Source organism: Undibacterium sp. CCC3.4, from assembly GCF_034347425.1.
In the GTDB taxonomy this organism is placed as follows: Bacteria; Pseudomonadota; Gammaproteobacteria; order Burkholderiales; family Burkholderiaceae_D; genus Undibacterium.
In genome coordinates this window covers 3,224,245-3,236,178 of the sequence record NZ_CP133779.1, presented here as the reverse complement: position 1 = coordinate 3,236,178, position 11,934 = coordinate 3,224,245, and the positions used below count along the sequence as shown (strand labels likewise).

Sequence of the window (11,934 nt, the reverse complement as noted above, 5' to 3'; positions counted from 1 at the left end):
GTTTCAGTCGGCAGGAATTGAGGCTTTTGGCAGATGCGGCGTAATCAGTACCGGGATCGATTTTGAGGTCGGTGTACGGGCACCGTCGGCATAACTGTCGAGCGCCACCAGACCGTTGGTTTCGGGGAAATACGCCGCCAAACAGCCGCGTGGAATCGGATACGCCACCAGCATGAAGCGTTGAACTTGGCGGCGCACGCCATCGTCTGCCACACTCTCGAGGTCGATCCAATCACCGGCAGTACGGCCCAGTGCATCGATATCGAGTTGATTAATGAAGACGACCCGACGCTCACCGAAGACGCCGCGATAGCGGTCGTTCAAACCGTAAATGGTGGTGTTGTATTGGTCATGCGAGCGCATGGTCGCCAGATTGAATACCGGACCGCTGTGTGTGCGGCGCGCTTGATGGATCGGCAAATCAGTCGGTACGGCGTGGGCATGGAAGCTGGCTTTGCCATTGTCAGTTTGCCAAATTCGTTCGGCCGCACGATTGCGCAAATGAAAGCCGCCCGGTACTTTAACGCGGGCATTGAAGTCGGCGAAATCATCGAAAACGGCGGCGATTTTATCGCGTATCAAATCATAATCAGCCGCCAGCGCCAGCCAATCGGTTTTACTACGGCCCTGCAGCACCGCGTGCGCCAAGCGCGCCACGATCATGGTTTCCGATAGCAAATGCGGGGAAGCTGGGGCATTGATGCCGGCCGACAGATGGACCATGCTCATCGAATCTTCCACCGTGACCGACTGCGGGCCACTGGCTTGGATATCGATTTCGGTGCGTCCGAGGCAAGGCAGAATCAGCGCTTCGCGCCCGCAAACGAGATGACTGCGGTTGAGTTTAGTGGTGACATGCACAGTCAACGCACACTGACGCAAGGCGCGATGGGTGAGTTCGGTATCGGGTGTGGCGCTGGCAAAGTTGCCGCCCATGGCAAAAAATACTTTATTCGGTGCCGCCAGCATGGCGTGGATCGCCGCCACCGTATCAAAGCCGGCTTGCTGTGGCGGCGTGAAATCGAACACTTCGCCCAAACGCGCCAAAAACGCCGCACTCGGTTGTTCATTGATACCCATAGTGCGGTCGCCCTGCACATTGCTGTGCCCCCGCACCGGGCAGACCCCGGCGCCGGGCCGACCTATATTGCCGCGCAACAGCAGCAAGTTGATAATCATCTGTATCGTCGCTACCGAATGCTTGTGCTGGGTGATGCCCATGCCCCAGCAGGCGATCACACTGCCGGCGCGCAGATAAGTCTGCGCCGCCATCTCGATCTCGCTGCGTTCCAGCCCGGCCTCAGTACAAATCACCGACCACGGTTCGGCCAACACATCGGCGGCAAACACCTCGAAATGCGCAGTGTGCTCGGCGATGAAGTCCAGATCAAGCAAGCGTGGCGTGCCTTTAGCCTGGGCCAGCAGATCGGCTTCCAGCACAGCTTTGATGATGCCTTTGACGGCAGCCAGATCGCCGCCGATTTTGAGTTGCATATACTGAGAGGAAATCGCGGTCGCCCGCCCGCCCAGCATTTCGCTTAAATCTTGCGGGTTTTGAAATTTCTCCAAGCCGCGCTCGCGCAGCGGATTAAAGGCGACGATGGCGGCACCGCGTTTGGATGCCGCGCGCAATTCACCCAGCATACGCGGATGATTGGTACCAGGATTCTGACCAAAGATGAAAATGGCATCGGTCTTTTGAAAATCATCGAGCAGTACCGTGCCCTTGCCAGTGCCGATCGCGCTGCGCATGGCCAAGCCGGATGGCTCATGGCACATATTGGAACAATCGGGAAAATTATTGGTACCGAATTCACGCACGAATAATTGGTACAGAAAAGCCGCTTCATTACTGGTGCGACCAGAAGTATAAAAAATCGCATCATGCGGCGACGGCAAGGCATGCAGGTGCATGGCCATCAGCTCGAATGCGGCCGGCCAGGAAATCACTTGATAGCTATCGCTCTGGCGGTCGTATTGCAGCGGCTGGGTCAAGCGCCCCTGTGCCTCTAGCCAGTGATCACTTTGTTCCGACAATTGCGCTACTGTAAAACCAGCGATGAAATCGGCAGTAGCACGCCGCGCCGTCGATTCTGCCGCCACCGCTTTGGCACCGTTTTCGCAAAACTCGAAGGTCGAGGTGTGATCGGCATCGGGCCAGGCGCAGCCAGGACAATCAAAGCCATCGGGCTGATTGGCCGACAACAGGGTACGTGCACCCTTGCCCGGTATGCCTTGCTCAAAAATTTGTTGCGCCACGCTTTTAAGCGCGCCCCAGCCGCCGGCCGGACGATTGTAAACCTGGACTACCTTTTTACTCATGACCGCCTCTGTACATGCTTACTCAGCGCAGTTGCAGCAGCGAACTGCGCCAACTGCTTCTTCAAAAATCTGACAAGTTGTTTTACCGCGCCCGCTTATTTAAATAAAATCAGCGCTTTTTGCAAGGTCAAGAAAATACCGCAAGCCATAGGAATGCCAACGGCACCCCAAGCCAAGACCACACTGAACAAACCGCTCGCTGCGCCGGCCGGCGCTGTCGCCGCGACTGGGGCGGCATTGCGTTCGTGCGCCAGACCACGCTCATTCATGAGTTCAGTCTCACTCATGAATTTATCTTCCGCCACCGGCCGCACAAAAAAGTTACAGACACAGCCCAGCGCCAGCATGGCGGCCAAGATGTACATGGTGATGTCGTAAGCCTCGGCCTTAGCGACGCCGTGGGCCAATTGATACTCACGCAAATAGCTTACCAGCAAAGGACCGAGCACACCGGCGGTGGCCCAAGCTGTCAACAAACGGCCATGAATCGCACCGACCATCTGGGAGCCGAACATGTCAGCCAAATATGCCGGCACGGTAGCAAAGCCACCGCCGTACATCGATAAGATAATACAGAAAAATAACACGAACAAGGCCAGGCTGCCGCTCTTGCCGGTACTCGGAATGGCAGCATAGAGTACGAAGCCCAAGACGAAGAAGATGAAATACGTGGCTTTACGGCCGATGTAATCAGAGCACGTCGCCCAAAAGAAGCGGCCACCGATATTAAACAGTGAGAGCAAGCCGGTGAAGCCGGCGGCGATGGTGGCGATCTGGGCTTTCTGCGCAATCGAGAGTTGATTGAACGTCAGATCGACGCCCAGTAATTTACCCCCGAAAATTTCCTGCAGCAAAGGCGAAGCCATGCCGAGAATGCCGATGCCGGCCGAAACATTGAGGCACAAGACGGCCCAGATCAGCCAGAATTGTGGCGTTTTCCAGGCTTGCTCCAGATGGACATGACGCTGGGTAATCATTTTATTCGATGCCGCTGGCGTAGCACCTGCCGCAGTGACCGGCTTCCAACCAGTCGCTGGCACGCGATAGCCGAAGGCACCGGCGGTCATGAAGACGCAGTAGATCAGCGCCATGCACAGAAAAGTTTGCCACACCCCTACCCCGCTTTGATCCGCGAAAAAGCGCATCAGATAATCGGCCAAGGGTGCGCCAACCATGGCACCGCCGCCGAAACCCATGATCGCCATGCCGGTGGCCATGCCGCGACGATCAGGAAACCATTTGATCAGAGTCGATACCGGCGAAATGTAACCTAGCCCTAAGCCTATGCCGCCGATCACGCCGGCCCCCAACCACATCAACCACATTTGATGCAGGTAGATGCCGGCGGCGGCGATCACCAAACCACCACACCAGCACAACATCGAGGCAAACGCGGCGCGGCGCGGACCGACCCGTTCCAGCCATTTACCAAACAGGGCGGCCGAACTGCCGAGGAAGACAAAAAATAAGGTATAAATCCAGGTCAGTGTGGAAATTTTCCAGTCACATTGACTGGTGAATAATTCGGCCAGCAAACCCATCTCTTGCGGACACGCCAAGGGGCTGCTGATACCCAGCGCGCGCGATAAGGGCAACCAAAATACCGAAAAGCCATAGGCCATGCCGATACATAAATGAATTGCCAGTGCCGCCGGCGGCACCAACCAACGGTTGAAATTGGCACCGGCCACGGTGCGTTCTTTGGCAAACCAACTTAATGCAGATTGAGACATCGACGACTGACCTTTACGGAAAACAAAATAGAAAAAGCTGCAATTGAGCAATTCGCACGACGGCGTCGGCGAATTATCAATATTTAACATTCTATTGTGTTTGTTCTATTGCGAATTAGCAATAGTCAGATGCTGAAAAATCGCCAATAAGCAGCATAACCGAGCAGCTTGCAGGGGTATATCGGGCTCGAACCGGTCGATTCAACGGTGTATCACCACCAACAATGCCTTGGCGTCAGTTTTGCCGATATTGCGGATGGCGTGATTTTTATCGGCTTCATAGCGTGCGGTAGCACCGACTTTGACTTTTTTGCGTAAGCCTTCGACTTCGACTTCTATACTTCCTTGCAAAACACTCAGGTGTTCGACCGCACCCGGGTCATGCGACGTTGACACCAAAGCACCGCCGGCAGACAAACTCAATTCATACCATTCATATTTACCGGCCAATTCCATCGGCCCCAAGATGCGTAAGACATAGCCGGCATGCTCGCCCGGCAAAGTCGGGGTTTCATGCGCTTCGAGCAAGCGTATGGCGTCGCGTTGCGGCGCTTCCGAAGACAGTAATTCAGCCATGCTGACTCCGAGCGCATTGGCCAGTCGCCAAGCCACGGCGATGGTCGGATTCGCCTTTTCGCGCTCAATTTGCGAGAGCATGGACTTGGAAACCCCGGCTGTGCGCGACAAATCTTCCAGTGTCAAACCACGTTCCAGACGCATTTTCTGTAGCGTCGCACCGACTTCGGGTGGCGTATTGGGCGGATTTTTTTTCATAAAGTAGCTTGCATCACTAAAAAAGTACGATTAATATTCGATATATCGAAATTCAGTTCTTGATATCGAATTTAAATTCATTTTCGGGAATTCACTTAAACATAGTGTAGCAGCAGAGCTCTTTACACTACAGCAATTACGGAGAAATCATGAGCAAGTCCGCATCCAGACAACATTTCATCAGCAATCTCGCCGATAATCTCGCGCAATTGCGTACTGAGGGCTTGTACAAACCGGAACGCGTGCTGGCTTCGCGCCAGGGTGCACTCGTCAGCTGCGACGACGGCCGCGAATTAATCAATTTATGCGCCAATAATTACCTTGGTCTGTCGGGTGATGAAGCAATGGTACAGGCTTCGATTGCCGCGACCGAACAATATGGCTACGGCTTGTCGTCGGTACGCTTCATTTGCGGCACCCAAACTGTGCACAAACAATTGGAACAAGCGCTGGCGAGCTTTCTCGGCACCGAAGATTGCATTCTCTATGCGGCCGCCTTCGATGCCAACGGTGGCTTGTTTGAACCTTTGTTCGATGAACGAGACGCCATCATTTCAGACGCCCTCAACCACGCTTCCATCATCGATGGCATCCGCTTATGTAAGGCCGCGCGCTATCGCTATGCACATAATGATATGGCCGACCTGGAAGCACAATTACAAGCGGCAGCCGGTCAGCGGCATCGCATCATCGTTACCGACGGCGTGTTTTCCATGGATGGCACCATCGCTCAACTCGACCGTATCTGCGCTTTGGCCGAGCAATATGATGCCTTGGTGATGATCGATGAATGCCATGCCTCCGGTTTCATGGGCGCGACCGGGCGCGGTACCCACGAACACCACGGCGTACTCGGTCGCATCGATATCATCACCGGCACACTGGGCAAGGCACTCGGCGGCGCGATGGGCGGCTTCACTGCCGGACGCAAAGAAGTGATCGATACCTTGCGCCAAAAATCACGTCCGTATTTGTTTTCGAACACACTGGCACCCTCGATCGCCGGTGCCTCGCTGGCGGTGTTGCAGCGTTTGGCCAGCTCGACCGATTTGCGCGACCGCTTGCATGCCAATACCGCGCATTTCCGCCGCGAAATCGCCGCGCTCGGCTTCACCATCAAACCCGGCACCCATCCGGTGGTACCGGTGATGTTGTTTGATGCGCCGGTGGCACAGCAATTCGCGGCGCGCTTATATGAACTCGGCGTCTTGGTGACGGGCTTCTTTTATCCGGTCGTGCCTATGGGGCAGGCGCGCGTGCGCGTGCAGTTGTCGGCTGCCCACAGCACAGAGCAGCTTGATACCGCCTTGGCGGCGTTTGCTAAGGCCGGTCGCGAGCTCGGCTTGATCACCTGATAAAAAAGTGATTCAAATCAACAAAAACAGCATTAGAAGATTATAATAAAAACAACTGGTTACTCATACAGTCACCACTCAGGGAAAAACAACATGGAAAAAATCTTAGTCATCGGTGCCAATGGTCAGATCGGCAGTGAATTGGTCGCAGCCTTGGCGCTGCAATATGGCACGGCCAATGTCGTGGCCGCCGACATCACACCGCGCAGCCTGTATGGCGCGGCCTTGTATGAAGTAATCGATGTGCTCGATCCTGCCCGCCTCGCAGCGGTGGTCGAGCAGTATCACATCACCGAAGTGTATCAGCTCGCTGCCCTGTTATCGGCGACCGGAGAAAAAGCCCCGCTCAAGGCCTGGGAATTGAATATGGATGGCTTACTCAATATTTTGGAGTTAGCACGCCTGCGTGGCGCGGCCGGTAAGCCTTTGAAAATTTTCTGGCCCTCGTCGATTGCCGCCTTCGGCCCGAACACACCGGCCATCAATACACCACAATATACGGTGATGGACCCGAGTACGATTTACGGTATCAGCAAACTGGCCGGTGAACGCCTGTGCGAATACTATTTCGACAAATACGGCGTCGATGTGCGCAGCATTCGCTATCCCGGCATCATCAGTTATAAATCCCCCCCGGGCGGCGGCACCACCGATTACGCCATCGCTATTTTCCATGCTGCTTTGCGCGGCGAAACTTACTCGTGCTTCCTCACTGCCGACACCACCTTGCCGATGATTTACATGCCCGATGCGATTCGCGCCACGATCTCGCTCATGCAAGCCGACGCCAGTAAATTGACGGTGCGCTCGGCCTATAATGTCGCCGGCTTGAGCTTTAATCCACACCAATTGGCCGCTGCAATCAAACAAAATTTGCCGAAATTTGACATAGACTATCAACCGGACAGCCGTCAGGCGATCGCGGCGTCATGGCCGCAAAGCTTGGACGACCAACAAGCCGGCCAAGATTGGGGCTGGCACGCGCAAATCGATCTGAACCAATTGGTCAGCGATATGCTCAAACATGTTCAACCCAGTCAGCCGGAACTGAGCCAAGCAGCATAAGCTGCGCAAGCCAATACCAAACAAAGAGACCAACGATGGATATGCGTGTATTCGATTTATTTAAAATAGGCGTGGGTCCATCGAGTTCCCACACGGTCGGCCCGATGCTGGCCGCGCGCCGCTTTGTAGAAGAAGCGCTGGCACCGGAAGAGATCAGCAAGGTCGAGGTGGCGTTATACGGCTCGCTGGCACTGACTGGCATTGGCCATGCTACCGACAAGGCGGTCTTGCTTGGGCTCATGGGTGAAACACCGAAACAGATTGCACCGGAAACCATCGATGAAAAAATCGCCGCCCTCCACAGCAGTCATACACTGTATCTGCTAGGCAAGTATCCCATCGATTTTGATGCGGGCAGAGACCTGTTGTGGTTGAAGAAAGAAGTCTTGCCCGGCCACCCGAATGGCATGCGCTGCCGGCTGACACGACGCGATGGTCGCGTCGAAGAACAGATTTATTACTCGACCGGCGGCGGCTTCATTTACTCGGCCGACGAGTTGGCACAAGCGCCGGTCGCTACCAGCGCCAGCGTCTTGCCATTTGCTTTCGCCACCATGGCAGAATTACTGGCCCATGGCAGCCGCACCGGTCTGAGCATCACCACCATGTTGCGCGCCAACGAGACGACCCATTGCAGCGAAGCAGAGTTGGATGCCGGCCTCGATGAATTATGGCAAGTGATGAAGAGCTGCATCGCGCGTGGCTTGCAAACCAGCGGAGAATTGCCAGGCGGCTTGCATGTGCAGCGCCGCGCCGCCAAGTTATGGCGCACTGCCAATGAAACCACCGATGTGTTACCGCATGACGGGCTGCACCGAGTGAGCTTGTATGCCATGGCCGTCAACGAAGAAAATGCCGCCGGCGGACGCGTAGTGACGGCCCCAACTAATGGCGCGGCCGGTATTATTCCGGCGGTGTTGCGCTATTACGCAGAAGATTGCAAACCCAGTAATCCACAGCAAGGGATACGCACTTTTCTGTTAGCTGCATCGGCGATCGGCATGTTGTGCAAGAAAAACGCTTCGATTTCTGGTGCCGAAATCGGCTGCCAAGGCGAAGTCGGTGTAGCGTGCGCGATGGCTGCGGCGGGCCTCACGGCGGCCTTGGGTGGCAGCAATGCCCAGATCGAAGCGGCCGCAGAAATCGGTATCGAACATCATCTCGGCATGACTTGTGACCCGATTGGTGGCTTGGTGCAAATTCCCTGCATAGAACGCAATGGCATGGGGGCGGTCAAGGCGATCACGGCCGCATCGCTGTCATTACGCAGCGATGGCAGCCATAAAGTAACGCTCGACGATGCCATAGAAACCATGCGTCAAACCGGCGCAGACATGCAAGTCAAGTACAAAGAAACTTCGCTGGGCGGTTTGGCTATTCATGTCGTGACGGTGAATTACGCGGCCTGCTGAAGCGACACATCAAGGCATGAGGCCCATGGTCTTGTCGCCTGCTTGCCAGAGTAAGAAGGCCCAGTTGTCGGCCGCGCTTGCCTTGGTACTCAACAACACCGGTTTCTGCCGGCTCGTGCTCAAAATCTGCAAACCGGCCACCAGCTTGAGGGTGGCTGGACTAACTGGTTCCGCGAGCGTAAACAAGATAGCCGGATAGCCGAGCCCACCGCGCAGCGCTTGGTAAGGCCAAGTGGTTTTAGCTTTGCCACCAGACTGCGCCAGTTCAGGATCAGCCAGACTGACAGCGGCAAACAATTCCGGTCGCTGCAACACCGCAGTGATCAAGCCGGTCTGCCCGGGACGCGTTTCTTGCCCCAGCAAGCGGGCCGGCACGGTGTAGCCGGCGCGAATCAAATAATTTGCTGCCGCAATGATGTCGGCACTGCGCTGGGATGGCTGGGCCGGCACGCGTTCAGCCAGCAGCGCCACAACACCCTGGCGTTCTATCCATGCCAAACGGGTCGGGTCGAAATCTATGCCGACTGGCACAGGCATCAATAGCAGCGGATGACTGCCGTCAAGCTGTAGCTCCGGAGCAGCATACAGCGTCAACAATAACTTGGCACCATCAGCAGCCGGCAGCTCGATGCTTTTGCTTTCCAATCCAGGAAAAACGCCAGCTACCTGACCCGGCAATTGTTGACTCAGCAATTGCCGATCCGCCGTCAGACGATAAGTGAGCGCCGGCACATTGCCGCCTTCCAGTCGAAATTGCAGCGACACGCCATCCGCCGCCAGCGCCAACTCACTCAACTTGCCGGCAATGGGCAAACTCACTTCTTCGCTGGCGTCCTTGCTTGCGCCTTTTAATGGAGCGCGATACAAATGACTGACGCCAGCTTCGATAGTGTGCCAAAACAGCGCGTCCTTGTTGACTACCAAGGCCTCGATGGGGAACTGGCTATTCTTCAGAAAAATGCTGGCCTTGCGCAATTGTAATTGCGGCATCCTTAAGTCCAGCTGTTCTATTCGCGTGGGAGACCGGCCTTTCGCTGTGACGAAATACAGCATGCCAGCGCTTTCGGTGGCCGCCACAACTTGATCGGCCGGCGTCGCCACTTGCTGCCAACTGGCCTTCGCTGCTTGTAAGCCAGCTTGTTGGCTCAAGAAGTAGCTGCGCCCAGCCGCCGACTGTTGCGTTAACAAGGCGAAGTTGGAAGCCGGCGTCTGACTCAGTGTCAGTGTGTCAGCGGCTGCGAGCTGCAGCATTTTTTCACTGCCTTCAAGCAGAGAACGATCGCTGACGGGTGCTTGGCCGAGCACGTGACGGCGCAACTCCATTTTGCCGCTGCGCCAGCTCCGATAAAACACACTCTTGCCATCACTGCTCCAGCACACGTCTTGTGCCGCGACTGAAGTCGGCGGCAAGCCACTGATGACGTCAACATCGGCATTGGCATCGCTGAGCGCGACCAGGTAAGCCTGTTTGCCAACTGTCTGGCTGCGCGCGACCACGATCAATTTATCGCGCTCCGGTGCCAGCACGAGCGCCAGAATTTGCTGTTCCGGCGCGGCGATGTACAGCACCCGTTCGGCGCCGGTGTTTTGCTGGCGCAGCAGCACGCGACTACGTCCATCGTTACCACTGAGTGCATACACGATAGACTCCGGCCACTCCAGCATCAGCGCCGGCTGAGCAACTGCTTGCGCCAAGGCTTGCAAACGTGCCGCCAGCGCCGTGCGCGCGGCTAAACGTGCCAACACCGCACGACTCAAGACATCCTGTTGCCCCAGCCAGTTGGAGACGGCCGGCGCTTGGCGCTGCTCTAACATGGCCAGTGGTGCCTCGGCGCTTGGCGTGCTGCCGGCGCTGAGTCCTGGCAGAGGCGGATAACTACCCCAACTCTGCAATTGTGCTTGTGCCGCCGTAGCGCACAGCAGCAAGCAAGCGAACAACGTGCGCTTGGTTATCATCTCAACTAGTCCTATCGAATTGAATTTTCAACTGTCACTGCCACCAAAAATGCAGTTCATCCCGCGATTCACGCAATTCATCACATAGGCATGGCAGAGCATGGCGCGCTTGGATAAAGTAGCTTCATCGCAGCACAACCAAGCAGCACCAACCTCACCAAGGAGCTTCACATGAAAACTTTCCATTCAACCGCCCTCACTTGCTTAAGTATCGTCGCAATTGCTGCTACCATAGTGCTCGGTGTGCAATCAGCGAAGCCGGCAGCGAGCACCGCATTGGCTACCGTCACAATAACAGCAGCAAGAATGACGGAACAAGAAAAAATTGCTTACGACCACGAGCATAATTTGCGCGAAAATTCCATTGCAGCAAATTAAGCTTGATGACACCATACTGACAACATTCGTACAATATTCAAGCAACAGCACTTTTTACCAGCGGGCAACTATGTCACAGCACTCTGTAACACTTGGATCACGCTTTACGGCCACGCTTTGGGCGACACTACTCTGTAGCCACGCGTCGGCCATGAGCTCCTTGCCACCGACCTCGCGCGAACTGCTGAGTGCGGCTCAGGGTGACGCCACCACCACGGCCAAGCAAGCGCAATCGGCAGCGCAATTGCCAGCACCACTGGACCGCAGCGGCGTCGATCGCGCCTCGGTACATTGGCAAATTCTGCAGCAATCGAAAGCAGGTTTCGCCGCCAGTAATCACAGCGGCGATCCGAAACTCCCGCTCGACAACAAAATAACATCGCCTGAACTTATTTCCAGCAATAGTTGAATAGCTCACCCGGCCGCGCGGTCTATGCGCTTGCTGAGGATAATCGAGGTCGAGGTTTGTCGCACGCCATCCATGGCACCGATTTGATCGAGTAAGGCATCGAGTGTGGCGGTGGTATCGCAGCGCAAGGTCAGCATGTAATCGATCACCCCCGACACCGCACATAAGGTTTCGGTTTCCGGTAAATTTTGCAAGTAGCGTATCAAGGCCGCCGCATACTTGGTTTCCACCGACAAGCCCACATAGGCGCGCACCGCCGACTGCAAGGCTTTCTGATTCAACTTCACCGCATAGCCGACGATCATGCCGCACTTTTCCAGCGCGGCAATGCGCGCAATCACCGTCGTGCGTGCTACCCCGACTTGCCGGGCGATGACCGTCACCGGCAAACGCGCATCATCGATGAGCAAAGCCAGGATTTTTTTATCTATCTCATCCAGTTCTCGATTCATTGCCTCGCTACACCTTGTCGTAAATTTGAGTCATTTTGTACCCTAGTAAGCCATATTGACGATAATTTCGACACTATT

General features: G+C 55.6%; 10 protein-coding genes. 5 read left to right on the top strand and 5 right to left on the bottom strand.

Annotated elements, in window-relative coordinates; all coding sequences use genetic code 11:
- Positions 1-3: 3 nt before the first annotated feature.
- The 3 genes from RHM61_RS14520 to RHM61_RS14510 form a co-directional block, all read right to left on the bottom strand.
- Positions 4-2,322: an FdhF/YdeP family oxidoreductase gene (locus RHM61_RS14520; protein WP_322248013.1), complete on the bottom strand. Its 2,319-nt coding sequence runs from the start codon at positions 2,320-2,322 to the stop codon at positions 4-6.
- A gap of 95 nt (positions 2,323-2,417) precedes the next feature.
- Positions 2,418-4,055 (bottom strand): OFA family MFS transporter, encoded by a 1,638-nt coding sequence (locus RHM61_RS14515; protein ID WP_322248012.1) that lies wholly within the window; start codon positions 4,053-4,055, stop codon positions 2,418-2,420.
- Positions 4,056-4,256: 201 nt separating this feature from the next.
- Positions 4,257-4,829: an XRE family transcriptional regulator gene (locus RHM61_RS14510; RefSeq protein WP_322248011.1), complete on the bottom strand. Its 573-nt coding sequence runs from the start codon at positions 4,827-4,829 to the stop codon at positions 4,257-4,259.
- 149 nt (positions 4,830-4,978) lie between these two features.
- On the opposite strand from RHM61_RS14510, the gene kbl reads away from it, so the two are divergent.
- The 3 genes from kbl to RHM61_RS14495 all read left to right on the top strand — a co-directional run bounded on the left by kbl (position 4,979) and on the right by RHM61_RS14495 (position 8,661).
- Positions 4,979-6,184 (top strand): glycine C-acetyltransferase, encoded by a 1,206-nt coding sequence (kbl, locus tag RHM61_RS14505; protein ID WP_322248010.1) that lies wholly within the window; start codon positions 4,979-4,981, stop codon positions 6,182-6,184.
- Positions 6,185-6,277: 93 nt separating this feature from the next.
- Complete coding sequence (locus RHM61_RS14500; protein ID WP_322248009.1) at positions 6,278-7,249, top strand: NAD-dependent epimerase/dehydratase family protein; 972 nt, start codon at positions 6,278-6,280, stop codon at positions 7,247-7,249.
- Between the two features lie 35 nt (positions 7,250-7,284).
- Positions 7,285-8,661, top strand: a complete 1,377-nt coding sequence (locus RHM61_RS14495; RefSeq protein ID WP_322248008.1) for an L-serine ammonia-lyase — start codon at positions 7,285-7,287, stop codon at positions 8,659-8,661.
- Positions 8,662-8,670: 9 nt separating this feature from the next.
- On the opposite strand, the gene RHM61_RS14490 is transcribed toward RHM61_RS14495, so the two are convergent.
- On the bottom strand, positions 8,671-10,617 hold the full coding sequence (locus RHM61_RS14490; RefSeq protein WP_322248007.1) for a hypothetical protein: 1,947 nt from the start codon (positions 10,615-10,617) through the stop codon (positions 8,671-8,673).
- 171 nt (positions 10,618-10,788) lie between these two features.
- On the opposite strand from RHM61_RS14490, the gene RHM61_RS14485 reads away from it, so the two are divergent.
- Positions 10,789-10,995, top strand: coding sequence for a hypothetical protein (locus RHM61_RS14485; RefSeq protein ID WP_322248006.1), 207 nt, complete (start codon positions 10,789-10,791; stop codon positions 10,993-10,995).
- Between the two features lie 151 nt (positions 10,996-11,146).
- A complete protein-coding gene (locus tag RHM61_RS14480; RefSeq protein WP_322248005.1) occupies positions 11,147-11,404 on the top strand; it encodes a hypothetical protein in 258 nt (85 codons plus the stop codon).
- Between the two features lie 5 nt (positions 11,405-11,409).
- Here the strand turns inward: RHM61_RS14480 and RHM61_RS14475 are convergent, their stop codons facing one another.
- Positions 11,410-11,856, bottom strand: a complete 447-nt coding sequence (locus RHM61_RS14475; protein WP_322248004.1) for an Lrp/AsnC family transcriptional regulator — start codon at positions 11,854-11,856, stop codon at positions 11,410-11,412.
- Positions 11,857-11,934 lie beyond the last annotated feature (78 nt).